This window comes from Pseudomonas sp. PDM27 (genome assembly GCF_019219205.1).
GTDB lineage: Bacteria > Pseudomonadota > Gammaproteobacteria > Pseudomonadales > Pseudomonadaceae > Aquipseudomonas > Aquipseudomonas laurylsulfatiphila.
Window position 1 is genome coordinate 145,793 of record NZ_JAHUWF010000005.1, and the last position, 18,474, is coordinate 164,266.

General features: G+C 61.0%; 13 protein-coding genes. 5 read left to right on the forward strand and 8 right to left on the reverse strand.

What is annotated here, in order from left to right; all coding sequences use genetic code 11:
- Positions 1 to 38: 38 nt before the first annotated feature.
- Positions 39 to 1,529: an aldehyde dehydrogenase family protein gene (locus KW838_RS12905; protein ID WP_102698672.1), complete on the reverse strand. Its 1,491-nt coding sequence runs from the start codon at positions 1,527 to 1,529 to the stop codon at positions 39 to 41.
- 174 nt (positions 1,530 to 1,703) lie between these two features.
- Here KW838_RS12905 and KW838_RS12910 point away from each other — a divergent pair, with 174 nt between their 5' ends.
- The 3 genes from KW838_RS12910 (at position 1,704) to nadE (ending at position 4,866) form a co-directional block, all read left to right on the forward strand.
- Positions 1,704 to 2,615 carry a LysR family transcriptional regulator gene (locus KW838_RS12910; protein ID WP_102698671.1) on the forward strand — a complete coding sequence of 304 codons (912 nt, stop codon included), beginning with the start codon at positions 1,704 to 1,706 and terminating at the stop codon, positions 2,613 to 2,615.
- A gap of 192 nt (positions 2,616 to 2,807) precedes the next feature.
- Positions 2,808 to 4,034, forward strand: a complete 1,227-nt coding sequence (gene pncB, locus KW838_RS12915; RefSeq protein WP_126048937.1) for a nicotinate phosphoribosyltransferase — start codon at positions 2,808 to 2,810, stop codon at positions 4,032 to 4,034.
- 4 nt (positions 4,035 to 4,038) lie between these two features.
- A complete protein-coding gene (gene nadE, locus KW838_RS12920; protein ID WP_126048935.1) occupies positions 4,039 to 4,866 on the forward strand; it encodes an ammonia-dependent NAD(+) synthetase in 828 nt (275 codons plus the stop codon).
- A gap of 176 nt (positions 4,867 to 5,042) precedes the next feature.
- On the opposite strand, the gene azu is transcribed toward nadE, so the two are convergent.
- Complete coding sequence (azu, locus tag KW838_RS12925) at positions 5,043 to 5,489, reverse strand: azurin (RefSeq protein WP_015093240.1); 447 nt, start codon at positions 5,487 to 5,489, stop codon at positions 5,043 to 5,045.
- Positions 5,490 to 5,833: 344 nt separating this feature from the next.
- On the opposite strand from azu, the gene KW838_RS12930 reads away from it, so the two are divergent.
- Positions 5,834 to 6,421 (forward strand): TIGR00730 family Rossman fold protein, encoded by a 588-nt coding sequence (locus KW838_RS12930; RefSeq protein ID WP_102698669.1) that lies wholly within the window; start codon positions 5,834 to 5,836, stop codon positions 6,419 to 6,421.
- Positions 6,422 to 6,489: 68 nt separating this feature from the next.
- Entirely contained in the window at positions 6,490 to 6,669 is a 180-nt protein-coding gene (locus KW838_RS12935; RefSeq protein WP_007973286.1) for a hypothetical protein, read from the forward strand.
- A gap of 224 nt (positions 6,670 to 6,893) precedes the next feature.
- On the opposite strand, the gene KW838_RS12940 is transcribed toward KW838_RS12935, so the two are convergent.
- From KW838_RS12940 to rplI, 6 genes are all read right to left on the reverse strand, one after another.
- Positions 6,894 to 7,784: a transglutaminase family protein gene (locus tag KW838_RS12940; protein WP_015093238.1), complete on the reverse strand. Its 891-nt coding sequence runs from the start codon at positions 7,782 to 7,784 to the stop codon at positions 6,894 to 6,896.
- Positions 7,784 to 10,270 carry a circularly permuted type 2 ATP-grasp protein gene (locus KW838_RS12945; protein ID WP_218501267.1) on the reverse strand — a complete coding sequence of 829 codons (2,487 nt, stop codon included), beginning with the start codon at positions 10,268 to 10,270 and terminating at the stop codon, positions 7,784 to 7,786. Before KW838_RS12945 ends, KW838_RS12940 begins: the two co-directional genes overlap by 1 nt.
- 88 nt (positions 10,271 to 10,358) lie before the next feature.
- Positions 10,359 to 13,631 (reverse strand): transglutaminase family protein, encoded by a 3,273-nt coding sequence (locus KW838_RS12950; protein WP_218501268.1) that lies wholly within the window; start codon positions 13,629 to 13,631, stop codon positions 10,359 to 10,361.
- Between the two features lie 372 nt (positions 13,632 to 14,003).
- Entirely contained in the window at positions 14,004 to 16,307 is a 2,304-nt protein-coding gene (locus tag KW838_RS12955; protein ID WP_218476037.1) for a YgiQ family radical SAM protein, read from the reverse strand.
- 189 nt (positions 16,308 to 16,496) lie between these two features.
- Positions 16,497 to 17,894 carry a replicative DNA helicase gene (dnaB, locus tag KW838_RS12960; protein ID WP_008058980.1) on the reverse strand — a complete coding sequence of 466 codons (1,398 nt, stop codon included), beginning with the start codon at positions 17,892 to 17,894 and terminating at the stop codon, positions 16,497 to 16,499.
- Between the two features lie 121 nt (positions 17,895 to 18,015).
- A complete protein-coding gene (gene rplI / locus KW838_RS12965) occupies positions 18,016 to 18,462 on the reverse strand; it encodes a 50S ribosomal protein L9 (protein WP_007973276.1) in 447 nt (148 codons plus the stop codon).
- Between the last annotated feature and the right edge of the window lie 12 nt (positions 18,463 to 18,474).

The window sequence follows — 18,474 nt, forward strand, 5'->3', positions numbered from 1 at the left end:
CAGCCTTCGGCAGCTCCTACAGGGGATCATCTACCGACTCAGTCGAAGGTGATCCCTTGAGCCAACGGCAACTCCAGCGAATAGTTCACGGTGTTGGTCTGGCGGCGCATGTAGCCGCGCCATGCGTCAGAGCCGGATTCACGACCGCCGCCAGTTTCTTTCTCGCCGCCAAACGCGCCACCGATTTCCGCACCGCTCGGGCCGATGTTGACGTTGGCGATGCCGCAGTCGCTGCCCACCGCCGACATGAACTGCTCGGCTTCACGCACATCGGTGGTGAAGATGCAGGAGGACAGGCCTTGTGGCACGGCGTTGTTCAGGCGCAGCGCTTCCTGGAAGTCGGTGTAGCCGACCACGTACAGGATCGGGGCGAAGGTTTCGTGGCAGACCACATCGCTCTGCTCCGGCATTTCGACGATGGCCGGCGACACGTAGTAAGCGTTCGGGAACTGATCTTCCAGCTGACGCTTGCCGCCGAAGACTTTGCCGCCTTCGCTCAAGGCCTGCTCCAGCGAATCCTGCATGTTGTCGAAGCTTTGCTTGTCGATCAGCGGGCCGACCAGGTTGCCTTCCAGCGGATGGCCGATACGCACTTTCGAGTAAGCGGCTTTCAGGCGGGTGACGATTTCTTCTTTCACCGATTCATGAGCGATCAGTCGACGCAGGGTGGTGCAGCGCTGACCGGCGGTGCCGACGGCGCTGAACAGGATCGCGCGAACGGCCATGTCCAGGTCAGCGCTCGGGCCGAGGATCATGGCGTTGTTACCGCCCAGTTCGAGAATGCTGCGGGCAAAGCGCGCGGCCACTTTCGGTGCCACTTCGCGGCCCATGCGGGTGCTGCCGGTGGCGCTGATCAGGGCTACGCGCGGGTCGTCCACCAAGGCTTCGCCGGCATCGCGACCGCCGATCACTACCTGGCACAAATTCGCAGGCGCATCGCTGAAGTTCTTCACGACGCGGTCGAACAGCGCCTGGCAGGCCAGCGCGGTGAGCGGGGTCTTTTCCGACGGTTTCCACACCACCGGGTTACCGCACACCAGCGCCAGCGTGGTGTTCCAGGCCCAGACCGCAACCGGGAAGTTGAAGGCACTAATCACCCCGACAACGCCCAGCGGGTGCCAGGTTTCACGCATGTGGTGGCCTGGGCGCTCGGAAGCGATGGTCAAACCGTACAGTTGACGGGACAGGCCGACGGCGAAGTCGCAGATGTCGATCATTTCCTGAACTTCACCCAGGCCTTCCTGAGTGATCTTGCCGGCTTCCCAGGACACCAGCTCGCCGAGGTCGGCCTTGTATTCGCGCAGCACTTCACCGAATTGACGCACCAACTCACCACGGCGCGGTGCCGGAACCTTGCGCCACAGTTCGAACGCATGATCTGCGCGACTGATGTGCTGCTCGACTTCAGCGGCGCCTTCCCAGTTCACGGCGGCGATCCTGCTGCCATCGACCGGCGAATGCACCGGCACTTTGCCGTTCTGGTACAGGGCCGGGTTCACACCTAGACGATCAAGCAATGCGGCAACCATGGGTCACTCCTCAAGCAAAAGACAGAACACGTGCAGCCGGAAATTCACGGCTGATCAGACCTGTAGTTTTAGCTGCCCGGAGGTTACTCAACAAACGACCTTTAAGAGAGATATCATTCCGTTTATTCATGCTGTGCATTGCTGGCAATAAGAAACAAGAACCAAGGACCGCCCATGCTGAATAAACGCTACCTGCCATCGATCGCTGCGCTGCAGTGCTTCGAAGCCGTCACCCGGCACTTGAGCTTCACCCGGGCTGCCGAAGAGCTGAACCTGACCCAGAGCGCCGTGAGCAAACAGGTCGCGCAACTCGAGGAGCTGTTGCAGCACCTGCTGTTCCGCCGGGTGCGCCGCCGCCTGCAGATGACGCCGGCCGGCGATCTGTACCTGGTTGAAGTGCGAAAAATCCTCACTCAGGTCGAGATGTCGACCCATTACCTGCGTTCCTACGGTGGCGAAACCGAAGTCCTGCGGGTTTCGACGCCGCCCACTTTCGGCGCGCGCTGGCTGGTACCGCGCCTGAAAGGCTGGCGTCTGCGGCACCCGTCGATCCATCTGGACCTGTGCAGCGAGCAGGAAGCCGACGACCTGCTGCAAGGTCGCAGCGACCTGGCGTTCTACTTCGGCCAGGGCTCGCGGCCCGGCACCGAATGCCTGAAGCTGTTCGGCGAAGAGCTGGTGCCAGTGTGTGCCCCGGGTAGCCTGCCGGACACGCCGTTCACCGACCCGACGCAACTGACCGACCTGGTCCTGCTGCAAAACGCCTCCCGCCCCCAGGCCTGGCATGACTGGTTCGACCACCAGGGCTACCACACCGAGCACAGCTACCACGGCCCGCGTTTCGAAACCTTTTACATGTGCATCCGCGCCGCCCAGGTTGGCTGCGGCGTGGCGCTGCTACCGCGTTTTCTGGTGGAAGAGGAACTGGCGGACGGCAAGCTGGTCATTCCCTGGCAGCATGCAATGCCCAGCAGCGATGCCTATTACCTTGCGTACCCGGAGCACTCGGCGGAAGTGCCCAAGGTGCGGGACTTTGTGAAGTGGATGCTGGAGCAGATCGATAGCCCGGAGGCTCCACAACATTGAACCTTTTCACAATCCCTGTGGGAGCGAGCTTGCTCGCGATGGCGTCATTACATTCAATACTTGAATTGCCTGTCAGTCCGCTATCGCGAGCAAGCTCGCTCCCACAAGGATCTGGTGCAGTCTGAAAAATTGCTGGCAATCCCCACCACCGTTGTGCGCCACTAGCTCTATTCAATGTGGAGAACCCCCGTTATGAGCGAGAGTGTGTTTGCCGATCGCATCGTGCAGAACCTGCTCGACACCGACTTCTACAAACTGACGATGATGCAGGCGGTGCTGCACAACTACCCCAACGTCGAAGTCGAATGGGAGTTTCGTTGCCGTAACGGCGAGGATTTGCGCCCGTACCTGGCGGAGATCCGTTTCCAGATCGAGCGCCTGGCCGAACTGAGCCTGAGCGCCGATCAATTGAGCTTTCTGGAACGCATCAGCTTCCTGAAGCCGGATTTCCTGCGCTTTCTCGGTTTGTTTCGCTTCAACCTGCGCTACCTCCACACCGGTATCGAAAACGGCGAGCTGGTCATCCGCCTGCGCGGCCCCTGGCTGCATGTGATCCTGTTCGAAGTGCCGCTGCTGGCGCTGGTCAGCGAGGTACGCAATCGTTATCGCTACCGCGAAGTCGTACTGGAGCAGGCCCGCGAGCAGCTCTACCGCAAGTTCGACTGGCTGAGTGCCAACGCCAGCAGTGATGAATTGTCCGAGTTGCAGGTGGCCGATTTCGGCACGCGCCGCCGCTTCTCGTATCGCGTACAGGAAGAAGTGGTGAATGTGCTCAAGCACGACTTCCCCGGACGCTTTGTCGGCACCAGCAACGTGCACCTGTCCCGGGAGTTGGACATGAAACCCCTGGGCACCATGGCCCATGAATGGATCATGGCCCACCAGCAGCTCGGCCCGCGGCTGATCGACAGCCAGATCGCCGCACTCGATTGCTGGGTCCGCGAATACCGTGGCCTGCTGGGGATTGCCCTGACCGACTGCATCACCATGGATGCCTTCCTCGGCGATTTCGATCTGTTTTTCGCCAAGCTTTTCGACGGTTTGCGCCACGACTCGGGCGATCCGGTGGTCTGGGCGGAAAAGGCCATCGCCCACTATCACAAGCTCGGCATCGACCCGATGAGCAAGACCCTGACCTTCTCCGACAGCCTGACCCTGCCCAGGGCCCTGGAGATATTCCGGGCGTTGCGCGGTCGGATCAATGTCAGCTTCGGCATCGGCACCAACCTGACCTGTGACATTCCGGGTGTCGAACCGATGAGCATCGTGCTTAAAATGGCCGCCTGCAACGGCCAGCCGGTGGCGAAGATCTCGGACGAGCCCGGCAAGACGCACTGCAAAGACCCGAATTTCGTCGCGTACTTGCGACACGTTTTCCAAGTACCTGCCGCCCTTTCAAGTACATCAAGCAAGGAGTGAATTCATGCAAGCCGTACAGCGTGAGATTGCTGAACAGCTCAAGGTCCAGCCGCCATTCGCCGACGAAGCCGCCCTTGAGGCCGAAGTCGCCCGGCGGGTGACCTTCATTCAGGACTGCCTGGTCAACTCCGGGCTCAAGACCCTAGTCCTGGGCATCAGTGGCGGTGTCGACTCCCTGACCGCCGGCCTGCTGGCCCAGCGAGCCGTGCGTGAACTGCGCCAGCGCAGCGGTGATGCCGCGTACAAATTCATTGCCGTGCGCCTGCCCTACGAAACCCAGTTCGATGAACACGACGCCCAGGCTTCGGTGGATTTCATCAAGCCGGACGAGCGTCACACCGTGAACATCGGCCCGGCGGTCAAGGCCCTGGCCAATGAAGTGGCGGCCTTCGAAGGCAAACATGCGGTGTCGGTGGACTTCGTGCTCGGCAACACCAAGGCGCGCATGCGCATGGTCGCCCAGTACACCATTGCCGGCGCGGCCCATGGCCTGGTGATCGGCACCGATCACGCGGCGGAAGCGGTGATGGGGTTCTTCACCAAGTTCGGTGACGGCGCCTGCGACCTGGCGCCACTGAGCGGTCTGGTGAAAAACCAGGTCCGCGCCATCGCCCGCAGCTTCGGCGCGCCGGAATCGCTGGTGGAAAAAGTCCCGACGGCGGACCTTGAAGACCTGTCGCCCGGCAAACCGGACGAAGCCTCCCACGGCGTGACCTATGCCGAGATCGACGCGTTCCTGCACGGCCATCCAGTGCGTGAGGAAGCGTTCAAGATCATTTGCGACACCTACAACAAGACCCATCACAAGCGTGTGATGCCGTTTGCGCCTTGAAGCGTGAGTGAATGAAAAAGCCCGCTGAAGTGTTGAGCTTCAGCGGGCTTTTTCTTGGGCCAAAGCATGCGTCGATGCTTCTGGCCCCTTCGCGAGCAGGCTCGCTCCCACATTTGATCGCGGTCTAAATGTGGGAGCGAGCCTGCTCGCGAAGAACGATGACGCGGTTTACCTGATTACTTCAGGGTCACGGTGCCTTTCATCATCGAGATGTGGCCCGGGAACGAGCAGAAGAACCCGTACTTTTCACCGGCCGCGAGCTTGGACACGTCGAAGGTCACCGAATCGGTTTCCTTGGCGCCGATGATCTTGGTGTGGGCGATCACACGGGCGTCGCCTTCTTTCAGGTAGTTCTTGTCGATGCCGGCGCTCAGGCCATCGGTGGCGATCGGCTGCATGTCGGCTTCTTTACTCAGCACCCAGTTATGGCCCATGACGTTCTTCGGCAAGCTGCCGGAGTGCTTGAGTTCCACGGTAAACGTCTTGCAGCTCTTGTCGATTTCAATGGCCTTCGTGTCGAAAGACATCTGGTCGGTGGAGTCGACAGTGACTTTGCACTCGGCAGCCATCAATTGGCTGCTGGCCAGTGTCAACAGGGATACCGCAACAAGTTTGGCAAACATGGTGAATCTCCAAGGCAGGGTTAACGAAATCGCGAATAAACAGAAGACTGCCTGAAAACTTCGCAAGTTCATATGACTTGAATCAAAAATTGTATACAACTTTCGCGCTATGGCACCGATACGAAATATCTACCGGCCAAGTGTCTGGCCCGGGCCTATCATCAGGCCGTCCCCCTTCAAATGGAATGCCTGTCATGTCGATCAACAGCCTGTTGTGCAGTTTGCTGGCCGCCTACGCCTGCGGCGCCAGCGGTACGTACGAAACGCCAAAACACCAAGTCTAGCCCTTGGAGTGACGCGCGCCTGCCTTTACTCTGTGGCCCTGATCGACCATGGAGCAAGGCATGTCTTTAACATCCGTTTGTGTATTTTGTGGCGCCAGCACCGGCACCCACCCGGCTTACCGCGAGGCCGCCGTGGCCCTTGGCCAGGCCCTGGCCGAACGCAAGCTGACCCTGGTGTATGGCGGTGGCGCCGTGGGGCTGATGGGCATCGTCGCTGATGCGGCCCTGGCGGCCGGCGGTGAAGTGATCGGCATCATCCCGCAAAGCCTCAAGGACAAGGAAATCGGCCACAGCGGTCTGACCCGCCTGGAAGTTGTCGATGGCATGCACGCGCGCAAGGCCCGGATGGCCGAACTCAGCGATGCCTTTATCGCGCTGCCCGGTGGCCTTGGCACCCTCGAAGAACTGTTCGAAGTCTGGACCTGGGGCCAACTCGGCTACCACGGAAAACCGCTGGGATTGCTGGAAGTGAACGGTTTCTACAGCAAATTGACGTCTTTTCTTGATCACATCGTCGGCGAAGGCTTCGTTCGCGGGCAGCACCGTGACATGCTGCAGGTGAGCGAATCGCCGCAAAACCTGCTCGATGCGCTGGATGCCTGGCAACCGTCCGTAGCGCCAAAGTGGGCCGAGCAAAAACCCAGCTAACGGCTCGGTACCGATACAGGGCAGAATATGCGCCGCTCAACCTCACCTTCGACCCCAGAGGATCGCCCATGGCTAAACCTAATTATTCCTTCGCCAAACGTCAGAGAGACTTGGCCAAGGAGCAGAAGAAAGAGGAAAAGCTTCAGCGCAAGAAAGCTACAGCTGAAGAAGCGGCACTGAACCCTGAGGGTGAAGTGGCGGCAGAAGACGATGTTGATGCACCGAAAGACTCGGCGCCCGACGCCTGAGAACCTCCGGGCCGGTTGATCTGATCTGGCCCAACGGATCTGTGTAATGGATTGGCAGCTTGGCTGCCGATCCTCACAGGCCGATCTGAAATCCCCCTCCCGACTCGCTATACATTCCCCCCTTGTAGGAGCTGCCGCAGGCTGCGATCTTTTGACTTTGATTTTTAAAAAAACAAGATCAAAAGATCGCAGCCTGCGGCAGCTCCTACAAGGATCGGGGGGGGCTATTCCAGTGGCATCACGGTTACCCGAACTTCGGGATCGTGGTTCCCTCCTCCGAGAATCACCCCCCGCAACGGCGACACATCGGAAAAATCCCGGCCCCAGGCCAGGGTGATGTGCTCCAGCGCCGGCTGCACATTGTTGGTCGGATCGAAATCCACCCACCCCGACACCGGGCAAAACACCGATACCCAGGCGTGGGACGCATCGGCACCGATCAACCGTGGCTGGCCCGGTGGTGGCTGGGTCAGCAGGTAGCCGCTGATATAACGCGCGGCCAATCCACGGGAACGCACGCAAGCGAGCATCAGGTGAGCAAAGTCCTGACAGACCCCGCGTCGGCGCTCCAGCACTTCCACCAGCGGCGTCGCCACCTGGGTAGCTTCAGCATCGAAAGTGAATTCGCTGAAGATTTTCTCCATCAGCGCCTGCACGCCGAGCAACAACGGTCGACCGGGTGGAAAACAGCTTTGCGAGAACTCGACGAAGTTTTTCTTCAAATGCACATACGGCGATTCGAACCGGTATCGACAGGCTTCGAGCAATTCTGGCGACAACGGTTGGCTGCTGTAGGTCAGTGCGCTTCGTGTGTGTTCCCACGCCGGAGACTTACTGAAGTCCAGCACAGGTCGGGGCAACACTTCGATCGTGAGACTGGCATTGACCAGCAACTCATCGTGGGGACGCTCGAACGCCAGCCGGGTCAGCGGATTGCCGAATACATCCAGCTCATCGCGACGCGAGGTCGGCTGCGGACTGATCTGCAATTGCCGGTCGGTGCAGCGCTGCCAGGCACAAGGCCGTGGCCACAAATGCGCCAGTTGCTGGGCCAGGGACACCGGGCTGTCGTAGTGATAATGGGTGTCGTGGAAAATCTGGTAGCGGGCGCTCATCACACGGACACCGTGCGCTGGCTGACATCGTCGACATGGGCGAAATGCCGCAGCGCCAGGCGATCGGAAACTTGCCCGCTGGCGTCGGCGATCTCCTGCAACAATGCGGCCAACCCTTCGATGGCGGCGCGAACACTGGCGTCGCCGAACAGCGGGTTTTCCAGGCAGCCAAGATCGAATCGCGCCAGACGCTCGACCAATTGCGGCAGTACTGTTTCACGCGGTACGCCAAAGTCGTCATTGAGACGCTTGAGGGTGCGCGTCACCAGTTTCAGCTGGAACAACACGGCGTGAGGGTTCTGCTCGTCGAGCAACAGCAGGTCGAGCACCGGAATCAGCTGCGCGACGGCCAGATAGCGCGACCGGTAGGTGATGCTGCTGTTGCCCAGTTCCAGCAACCACTCCAGCCCGGCCTGATCGAAGGCCCCGGCGCCACGCAGGAACGCCGCGAGGCTGCCGCTGAGAAATTGCAGGCGCTCTATCCGCCGGCCAATCATCAGGAAACGCCAGCCTTCGTCCCGGGTCATGTCGTCCAGGGCAAAGCCGGACAGCGCCGCCAGGGACATCACCAGACGGTTGAGGAAATCCAGCAACTCGCCGAAATCCGGTTCTTCGGTTTTCAGCTCCATGGCTTCGCGCTGCAACTCCACAAGCGCCTGCCAGTTTTCCCGCGAGAGCTTGCCGCGCACCTGCGAAGCGGCCCACTGCAAGCGTTGTAGATTGGAGCGCAGGCTGAACGGCCAGTCGTCACCGAGCAATGCCGCCAACAGGCGTTCGGGTAATTCGCCCTCTTCGGGCAGCAGCATCAACCGTTCGCCGAGATCGACTGCGGCCTGCAAGGCTTGCGGGTCATCGCCGTCGACATAGCGCGCGAGCATGATGCGCAGCAAACGGGCACTGTCGTCGCAACGTTCGCAGTAACGACCAAACCAGAACAGGTTTTCCACCACCCGCGATGGCAGATACGGATCGCGCCGCACCAGGTCATGCACGCCGATGTTGCGTTGGGCCTTCCATTGTTCGCCGCTGGGCGCTCGATCACCCAACACCCAGGTGTCCTTGCTGGCGCCGCCGCGCTGCATCGACACCACTTCGGCATCGGCTTGTGCGGCGACCCGGGTCAAGCCACCGGGCAACACCCGATATCCCTCGCGGCTGGCCACCGCATACACGCGCATGCCGATGGCCCGGGGTTGCAGTTGACCGTCTTCGGCTTGCCAGATCGGCGCCTGGGACAATTGCGCAAGTTCTTGCGCCACATAAGCGTATGGCCGTGCCTGCATGCGCTGGGCGAGCTCCTGGCGCTGTTTTTCACTCAAGTCGCGGCCGAATACCGGTGCAAAGCTCTGGGACGGAAACGCCGGTTTGATCAGCAGCTCCGGTAGTTTTTCCAGGGCCTGGGCCAATACCGGCGCTTCACCGCACCACCAGGTGGCGATGGACGGCAGGATCAGCTCTTCGCCGAACAGGAACTGATTGATCTTCGGCAGGAAACCCAACAAGCCCGGCGATTCCAGCACTCCACTGCCGAGGGCGTTGGCCACCAGCACCCGCCCCTGCCGCACCGCTTCCAGCAGGCCCGGGACTCCGAGGGCCGAATCGGTGCGCAGTTCCAGGGGGTCGCAGAAGTCATCGTCGAGCCGACGCATGATCGCGTGCACCCGGCGCAGTCCACTCAGGGTCTTCAGGTAGACCGTGGCATCGCGCACCGTCAGGTCGCCGCCCTCCACCAGCGGATAACCCAGCTGACGCGCCAGGTACAGATGTTCGAAATAGCTTTCGTTGAAACGCCCTGGTGTCAGCACCACCACCAAGGGTGCGTCCTCGTCACTCGGGGCCTGACGCGCCAACGTTTCCTGCAAGGTGCGGAAGAATCCGGCCAGGTGCTGCACCTTCAAATCACGGTACAACTCGGGGAAAGCCCGGGACACGATCGTGCGGTTTTCCAGCGCATACCCGGCACCCGAAGGCGCCTGGGTACGGTCCGCCGTGACCCACCAGCGGCCATCGGGTGTACGCGCCAGGTCCACGGCATACAGGTGCAGAAAGGCTCCGTCAGGGGGGCTGATGCCCTGACAGGGCCAAAGGAAATTGTTGTGACCGAACACCAGCTCGGCGGGCAGCAGACCTTCTGCAATCAGCCGTTGCGGACCGTAGAGGTCAGCCAGTACGGCATTGAGCAAACGCGCCCGCTGCGCGATGCCGGCCGACAACTGTTGCCACTCATCGGCAGCGATGACGTGGGGCAGCAGGTCCAGCTCCCACGGCCGGTCAGCGCCCTTGGGGTCGGCATAGACGTTATAGGTAACGCCGTTTTCCTGGATTTGCCGGGTCAGCAGGGCCTGACGCTGCACCAATTGCGCCGGCGTGCTGCGTTGCAACTGCTCGAACAGCCGGCGCCAGTGCGGGCGCACGGCGCCACTGTCGTCGAGCAGTTCGTGATAGGTGCCCGCCGTCAGCGGGTAGCGGTCAAGCAGGTCAGGCATGGAAAGCTCGGCAGACAGCAATGTTCGGTCAGACTAGCGCAGGCTCGTGACGCCCGGATAGACGAAAAATCCCAGCGTCGCGGACGGTTTAGAAACGTCGCAAATCGAGCGTCATCGGTAGCTCATCGTTAATGTCCAGAGGGGGTACAGGCAGTTTCCCTGGCGTGTGTCCGATGCGGAAGAAGCGCGCCATCCGGCGGCTCTCGGCCTCGTTGGCATTGACCGGCAAGCTGTCGTAATTGCGCCCGCCCGGATGGGCGACGTGGTACTGGCAGCCGCCCAGCGAACGCTGCATCCAGGTATCGAGCAGGTCAAATACCAGCGGCGCGTGGACCGGGATGGTCGGCTGCAGGCAGTTAGCTGGTTGCCAGGCACGAAAACGCACGCCCGCGACGAACTCGCCGACCCGCCCCGTGGGTTGCAATGGCACCGGGATGCCATTGCAGGTCAACAGGTAACGCTGGGGCGGCAGGCCGCTGAGCTTGACCTGCAAACGCTCCAGCGACGAATCCACGTAACGCACCGTGCCGCCCATGGCGCCTTCTTCGCCCAGCACGTGCCAGGGCTCGAGCGCCTGGCGCAGTTCCAGGGCAATACCACTGACGGCGTAATCGCCCACCTTGGGAAAACGAAACTCCAGATGCGCTGCGAACCATTCGGCACGCACCGGATAACCGGCGGCGTTGAGGTCAACGATGACATCGGCAAAGTCCTGCTCGATAAAGTGCGGCAACAGGAAGCGATCGTGCAGCTCCGTGCCCCAGCGCGCCAGTTTTGGCGGTGCATAGGGCTCGCGCCAGAACCGCGCAACCAGCGCCCGCAGCAACAATTGTTGCGCCAGGCTCATGCGGGCATGGGGTGGCATCTCGAACGCACGCAGCTCCAGCAATCCAAGGCGGCCGGTAGCACCGTCCGGCGAATAGAGCTTGTCGATGCAGAACTCGGCGCGATGGGTGTTGCCGGTGACATCGATCAGCAGGTTGCGCAGCAGTCGATCCACCAACCATGGCGGACACTCCTCACCCGCTTCAGGCATCTGCGCGAAGGCGATTTCCAGTTCGTACAAGGCATCGTTACGCGCTTCGTCGACGCGGGGCGCCTGGGACGTCGGGCCGATGAACAGACCGGAAAACAGGTAGGACAGCGATGGATGGTTGTGCCAGTAGCTGATCAGGCTGCGCAGCAGATCCGGGCGACGCAGAAACGGCGAGTCCCCCGGGGTCGCGCCACCCAGCACGAAATGGTTACCGCCACCCGTACCGGTGTGCCGGCCGTCGATCATGAATTTCTCGGTGGTCAGGCGGGTCTGGCGCGCTTCTTCATAGAGGAACTCGGTGCGCTCGACCAATTCATCCCAGGTCGCGGACGGCTGCACGTTGACCTCGATCACCCCCGGGTCCGGGGTGATGCGGAAGTTGCTCAGGCGTGGATCGCTTGGCGGCTCATAGCCCTCCAGCAATACCGGGCACATCAGTTCTTCAGCGGTGGCTTCGATGGCAGCGACCAGCTCAAGGTAGTCCTCGACCTGCTCCAGCGGCGGCATGAACAGGTACAACCGGCCTTCCCGCGCCTCGGCACAGAAGGCCGTACGGGTCAGCCAGTCGGCGGACTCATCGATTTTTGGCGCACGCTCTTCTGTAACTGCTGCGCCTTGGCTCTGAAGCTGACCGGTGTCAGGCAGCGGTGGGAACGCCTGATTCGGGTCTTGGGCATGAATGAATGGATACTCCGCCGCTTTCACCCAGGGTTGCGACCCCAGCGGCAAGCGATAGCCCAGCGGCGAGTCCCCCGGCACCAGACGGCAGTGCTCTTCGCGCAGATACCAGCGGCCGCTCTGCCACTGATCGCCCTTGGCGGTGCGCGCCAGCGGAAGGACCTGGCCAATTACCTTGTCCAACCCCTGGCTGAACACTTTGCGCAGACGCGCCCGCTCCAACGGTTCCTCCAGACGCGAATCTTCGGCGCTGACGTTTTGCGGCAGCATTCCTTCGCGCCAGAGGTAATAGAAATTGTCTTCGTAGGCTGGAAAAACGAAGCGTGTCGGAATTTTCAGGCGTTCGGCGACGCTCGCCAGAAAACGTCCGGCCAGCGCGCCATCGGCGCCGTAGTCTTGTTGCTCGTCAGCGATCAGCGCGCTGTTGTGCCAGATCGGCACGCCGTCGCGGCGCCAGTAACAATTGAGCGACCAGCGCGGCAGTTGCTCGCCGGGGTACCACTTGCCTTGCCCGAAATGCACCAGTCCATTGGGCGCGTAATGTTTACGCATGCGCTGGAACAGTTCGGCGGACAACCGCCGTTTATCCGGCCCCAGTGCCGCGGTATTCCACTCGGCGCCGTCCGGGTCATCGATTGACACAAAGGTCGGCTCGCCACCCATGGTCAGGCGCACATCGCCTTCCAGCAAGTCGGCATCGATCTGTCGGCCCAGGGCTTGAATCGCCAGCCACTGGTCGTCGGTGTAAGGCTTGGTGACCCGCGGCGCTTCCCAAATTCGCTCCACGGACATTTCGTGGCTGAATTCGCACGCGCAGGGTTCCACCAGGCCACTGATCGGCGCCGCAGAAGACGGATCGGGACTACAGGCCAACGGAATATGTCCTTCACCGGCAAACAACCCGGATGTCGCGTCCAGGCCAATCCAGCCGGCACCGGGCAAGTAAACCTCGCACCAGGCGTGCAGGTCGGTGAAGTCCACTTCAGTGCCCGACGGGCCGTCGAGACTTTTGACGTCGGCGGTCAGCTGGATCAGGTAGCCCGACACGAAACGCGCCGCCAGCCCCAGATTGCGCAGCAGTTGCACCAGTAACCAGGCGGAATCGCGGCACGAACCGGAGGCCTGTTCGAGGGTGTGTTCAGGTGTTTGTACGCCGGGCTCCATGCGGATCAGGTAGTCGATGTCTTCGCTCAGGCGCTGGTTGAGCGCGACGAGAAAATCCACGGCAGGCAACGGGGTGCGGTCGATGCCATCCAGATAGGCCTTGAACTTCGGCGTCAGCGGCAACGTTTCCAGGTACGGCGCCAGCTCCTTGCGTTCATCCGTGGCATAGGCGAAGGGAATCTTTTCCGCGTAAGGCTCAAGGAAAAAGTCGAACGGATTGAAGATCGCCATTTCTGCCAGCAGGTCGACTTCAATGCGCAATTCATCGGTTTTCTCCGGGAACACCAGCCGCGCCAGGTAATTGCCCTGAGGGTCCTGCTGCCAGTTGATGAAGTGCTGCTCGGGCGAGACTTTCAGCGCATAAGACAGAATCCGCGTGCGGCTGTGGGCGGCGGGACGCAGGCGAACAATCTGCGGGCCGAGCTCGACAGCGCGGTCATAGCGGTAATGCGTGACATGGTGCAATGCGACATGAATCGACACGGCGTGCCTCCTGCGAGCCTTGAGCGTATTGGAAAGCGCGCAAGACTTATGCCATCCCGCATTGCTGGCGCTTTCTTCGATTACTGGAGGCAGTACAGCACCAAAATCGGGCGAGGCAGGAAAATGGATTGATTATGTTGCACGTAAATGTGGCGAGTGGGGTTTCGCCTGGGAAGCTCTTTGGTGAATGTGCCGCCCTCTTCGCGAGCAGGCTCGCTCCCACAGGAGGAATGCATTTCATTGTGGGAGCGAGCCTGCTCGCGAAGAGGCCAGTTGCCATAACCCACTCTCGGGCTTTGATACAGCTTTTACTCTTCCCGGAATGCAAAACGCCAACCCGAAGGTTGGCGTTCTGTTCAGCTCAAGCGAGGCTTAGCGCGGTACGACGGGCTTGCGAGCCGGCTTCGGCCCCTTGCCCTTGGCCGCGTCCTTGCGTTCCTTGGCCGCCTGCTGGTTGCGGGCGAACGCCGCCGCCTTGGCCTGTTCGCGCTTGTCCCACGGGTTGCCGCCATCGCTGGCACGCGGTGGCAGGCCAGTGTGCTGGGTGAGGATCTTGGTGGTCTTTTCCTTGGCCACTTTATGGCTGCCGGCTGGCGTCGAATTCTTGCGACGGGCGCTCTGGTAGCTGTCGGTCGACGGCTGGTGCAAAGGAATCAACTGGTTCTTGCCCGGCCCGATCAGGTCGGCGCGACCCATGCGGGTCAGTGCTTCACGCAGCATCGGCCAGCCTTTCGGGTCGTGATAACGCAAGAACGCCTTGTGCAGACGACGCTGCTCCTCGCTCTTGACGATGGTCACCGCGTCACTCTTGTAGGTGACCTTGCGCAGCGGGTTCTTGCCCGAGTGGTACATCGCGGTGGCGGTGGCCATCGGCGACGGGTAGAACGCCTGCACCTGGTCGGCGCGGAAACCGTTGCCCTTGAGCCACAGAGCCAGGTTCATCATGTCTTCATCGGTGGTGCCCGGGTGGGCGGCGATGAAGTACGGAATCAGGTACTGCTCCTTGCCCGCTTCCTTGGAGTACTTCTCGAACATGCGCTTGAACTTGTCATAGCTGCCGATGCCCGGTTTCATCATCTGGTTGAGCGGACCTTCCTCGGTGTGTTCCGGGGCGATCTTCAGGTAACCACCGACATGGTGGGTCACCAGCTCTTTAACGTATTCCGGCGACTCGACCGCGAGGTCATAACGCAGGCCGGAAGCGATCAGGATCTTCTTCACACCCGGCAATTCACGGGCACTGCGATACAGCTTGATCAGCGCCGAGTGGTCGGTGTTCAGGTTCGGGCAGATACCCGGGAACACGCAGGATGGCTTGCGGCACGCGGATTCGATTTCCGGGCTCTTGCAGGCGATGCGGTACATGTTCGCGGTCGGGCCACCGAGGTCGGAGATCACGCCGGTAAAACCGGGCACCTTGTCGCGAATTTCTTCGATTTCGCGAATGATCGACTCATGGGAACGGTTCTGGATGATCCGCCCTTCGTGCTCGGTGATCGAGCAGAAGGTGCAGCCGCCGAAGCAGCCACGCATGATGTTCACCGAGAAACGGATCATGTCGTAGGCCGGGATCTTCTCCTTGCCGTACGCCGGGTGCGGAATGCGCGCATAAGGCATGCCGAACACGTAGTCCATTTCTTCGGTGGTCATCGGAATCGGTGGCGGGTTGAACCAGACGTCGACTTCGCCGTGCTTCTGGACCAAGGCGCGGGCGTTGCCCGGGTTGGTTTCCAGGTGCAGCACGCGGTTGGCGTGGGCGTAGAGCACCGCGTCATTGCGGACCTTTTCCACCGACGGCAGACGGATCACGGTCTTGTCGCGGGTCATGCGCGGGCTGGCGAGGATCTGCACGACCTTGGCTTCTTGCGGATCCTCAACCGGACCTTTTTCCTGCTCGATGGCGCAGGCCTGGGTGTCCTGGGTGTTGACGTACGGGTTGATGATCTTGTCGATCTTGCCCGGACGGTCGATGCGCGTGGAGTCGACTTCGTACCAGCCTTGCGGCGTATCACGACGGATGAACGCGGTGCCGCGCACGTCGGTGATGTCTTCGATCTTGTGACCGTAGGACAGACGCTGGGCGACCTCGACGATCGCGCGCTCGGCGTTGCCGTAGAGCAGGATGTCGGCGCTGGCGTCGATCAGGATCGAGTTGCGCACGCGGTCCTGCCAGTAATCGTAATGCGCGATGCGGCGCAGCGACGCTTCGATGCCGCCGAGCACGATCGGCACGTGCTTGTAGGCTTCCTTGCAGCGCTGGCTGTAGACCAGGCTGGCGCGGTCCGGACGCTTGCCGGCCAGGCCACCCGGCGTGTAGGCATCGTCGGAGCGGATTTTCTTGTCCGCGGTGTAGCGGTTGATCATCGAGTCCATGTTGCCGGCCGCGACACCGAAGAACAGGTTCGGCTCGCCGAGCTTCATGAAGTCGTCTTTGGACTGCCAGTTCGGCTGGGCAATGATCCCGACGCGGAAGCCCTGGGACTCCAGCAGCCGGCCGATGATCGCCATACCGAACGACGGGTGATCGACGTAGGCATCACCGGTGACGATGATGATGTCGCAGGAATCCCAGCCGAGCTGATCCATCTCCTCCCTGCTCATGGGCAGGAACGGCGCTGGCCCGAAACATTCGGCCCAGTACTTGGGATAGTCAAATAACGGCTTGGCTGCTTGCATGTCGATAACCGGTGTTGGCTTTCATTGAATTTCGCGGGCGCGGAATATAGCACAAATTTTGACCAATTCCGACGGCTGTGGTCGGAAATTGGTGGAACCTCATTCGCGAGCAGGCTCGCTCCCACAGGTTGAATGAAGTTCCTGTGGGAGCGAGCCTGCTCGCGAAGAGGCCCGCACAGTCGCTACAACTTACTCATCATCATCGAAGTTATAGCTACCCGGCGCGAGGTTCTCGAATCGGGTGTACTTACCGATAAAGGCCAGGCGGATAAAGCCGATCGGCCCGTTCCGCTGCTTGCCGATGATGATTTCGGCGATGCCCTTGTGCTCGGTTTCCGGGTGATACACCTCGTCGCGATACACGAACATGATCACGTCGGCGTCCTGCTCGATCGCTCCGGATTCCCGCAAGTCGGAGTTCACCGGGCGCTTGTTCGGCCGCTGTTCCAGGGAACGGTTGAGCTGCGAGAGCGCCACCACCGGGCAGTTGAATTCCTTGGCCAGGGCTTTCAGGGATCGGGAGATCTCGGAAATCTCGTTGGTCCGGTTGTCACCGCTGGAACCCGGGATCTGCATCAGCTGCAGGTAGTCGATCATGATCAGGCCGACTTCGCCATGTTCCCGCACCAGACGGCGGGTCCGGGCGCGCATTTCCGACGGGCTGATGCCCGCGGTATCGTCGATGAACAGCTTGCGATCGTTGAGCAGGTTGACCGCCGAGGTCAGGCGCGGCCAGTCGTCGTCTTCCAACTGACCTGAACGCACCTTGGTCTGGTCGATGCGGCCGAGGGAAGACAGCATACGCATGATCAGCGATTCGCCTGGCATCTCGAGGGAGTACACCAGGACGGCCTTCTCGCTGCGCAGCACGGCGTTTTCCACCAGGTTCATCGCAAAGGTGGTTTTACCCATGGACGGACGGCCGGCGACGATGATCAGGTCAGCCGGTTGCAGGCCGCTGGTTTTCTCGTCGAGGTCGGTATAGCCGGTGGACAGGCCGGTGATGGCGTTGTCGGTGTTGAACAAGGTGTCGATACGGTCGATGGCCTTGGTCAGCAGGTCGTTGACGCCCACCGGGCCACCGGTTTTTGGCCGGGCTTCGGCAATCTGGAAGATCTGGCGCTCGGCTTCATCGAGAATTTCGGCGGCGGTACGGCCTTCCGGATTGAAAGCGCTGTCGGCGATTTCGGTGCTGATGCCGATCAACTGGCGCAGCGTCGCCCGCTCGCGAACGATCTGGGCATAGGCCTTGATGTTGGCGACGGACGGGGTGTTTTTCGCCAGCTCGCCGAGATAGCCGAGGCCGCCGACTTGCGAGGTCTGGCCTTCCTTGTCCAGTTGCTCGGACAGGGTCACGACGTCGATCGGCATGTTCTGATCGGCCAGTTTGGCGATCGCGCGGAAGATCAGGCGGTGGTCATGTCGATAGAAATCACCGTCGGAGACTTGATCGAGCACGCGCTCCCAGGCGTTGTTGTCCAGCATCAGACCACCGAGCACGGCCTGTTCGGCCTCGATGGAATGCGGCGGCACTTTCAGCGCGGCAGTTTGCAGATCGTATTGCTCGGGAGCGGAGATTTCGTTCATGGCCACTTGGAATCAGAATTTAAAAACTGGGATGCCAGAAAGACAAAGGGCACGACCTGTAAACAGGATCGTGCCCGATGTTACCGGCAAGCACCCGAGGGTGCCAGCCGACAAGTGCTGCTTAAGCTGCTACCACGACAACGCGTACGGTGGCTTCAACTTCGGCGTGCAGGTGCACGGCTACGTCGAATTCGCCTACGTTGCGGATGGTGCCGTTCGGCAGACGAACTTCGCTCTTCTGCACTTCAACGCCGGAGGCGGTCAGTGCGTCAGCGATGTCGTGAGTACCGATCGAACCGAACAGCTTGCCTTCGTCGCCAGCGGTGGCAGTGATGGTCACTTCCAGCTCGGCCAGTTGGGCAGCGCGGCTTTCAGCCGATGCTTTGCGATCTGCTGCAGCTTTTTCCAGCTCAGCACGACGCTCTTCGAACGCAGCCAGGTTGGCTGGGGTCGCAGCGGTAGCTTTGCCGTAAGGCAGCAGGTAGTTACGACCGTAACCAGCCTTAACGTTCACTTTGTCACCCAGGTTGCCCAGGTTGGTGACTTTTTCCAGAAGGATCAGTTGCATGTGAAAATCCTC

Coding starts and splice junctions, on each gene's coding strand:
- KW838_RS12905 (WP_102698672.1), bottom strand. CDS start 1,529: ATGGTTGCCGCATTGCTTGATCGTCTAGGTGTGAACCCGGCCCTGTAC.
- KW838_RS12910 (WP_102698671.1), top strand. CDS start 1,704: ATGCTGAATAAACGCTACCTGCCATCGATCGCTGCGCTGCAGTGCTTC.
- pncB (WP_126048937.1), top strand. CDS start 2,808: ATGAGCGAGAGTGTGTTTGCCGATCGCATCGTGCAGAACCTGCTCGAC.
- nadE (WP_126048935.1), top strand. CDS start 4,039: ATGCAAGCCGTACAGCGTGAGATTGCTGAACAGCTCAAGGTCCAGCCG.
- azu (WP_015093240.1), bottom strand. CDS start 5,489: ATGTTTGCCAAACTTGTTGCGGTATCCCTGTTGACACTGGCCAGCAGC.
- KW838_RS12930 (WP_102698669.1), top strand. CDS start 5,834: ATGTCTTTAACATCCGTTTGTGTATTTTGTGGCGCCAGCACCGGCACC.
- KW838_RS12935 (WP_007973286.1), top strand. CDS start 6,490: ATGGCTAAACCTAATTATTCCTTCGCCAAACGTCAGAGAGACTTGGCC.
- KW838_RS12940 (WP_015093238.1), bottom strand. CDS start 7,784: ATGAGCGCCCGCTACCAGATTTTCCACGACACCCATTATCACTACGAC.
- KW838_RS12945 (WP_218501267.1), bottom strand. CDS start 10,270: ATGCCTGACCTGCTTGACCGCTACCCGCTGACGGCGGGCACCTATCAC.
- KW838_RS12955 (WP_218476037.1), bottom strand. CDS start 16,307: ATGCAAGCAGCCAAGCCGTTATTTGACTATCCCAAGTACTGGGCCGAA.
- dnaB (WP_008058980.1), bottom strand. CDS start 17,894: ATGAACGAAATCTCCGCTCCCGAGCAATACGATCTGCAAACTGCCGCG.
- rplI (WP_007973276.1), bottom strand. CDS start 18,462: ATGCAACTGATCCTTCTGGAAAAAGTCACCAACCTGGGCAACCTGGGT.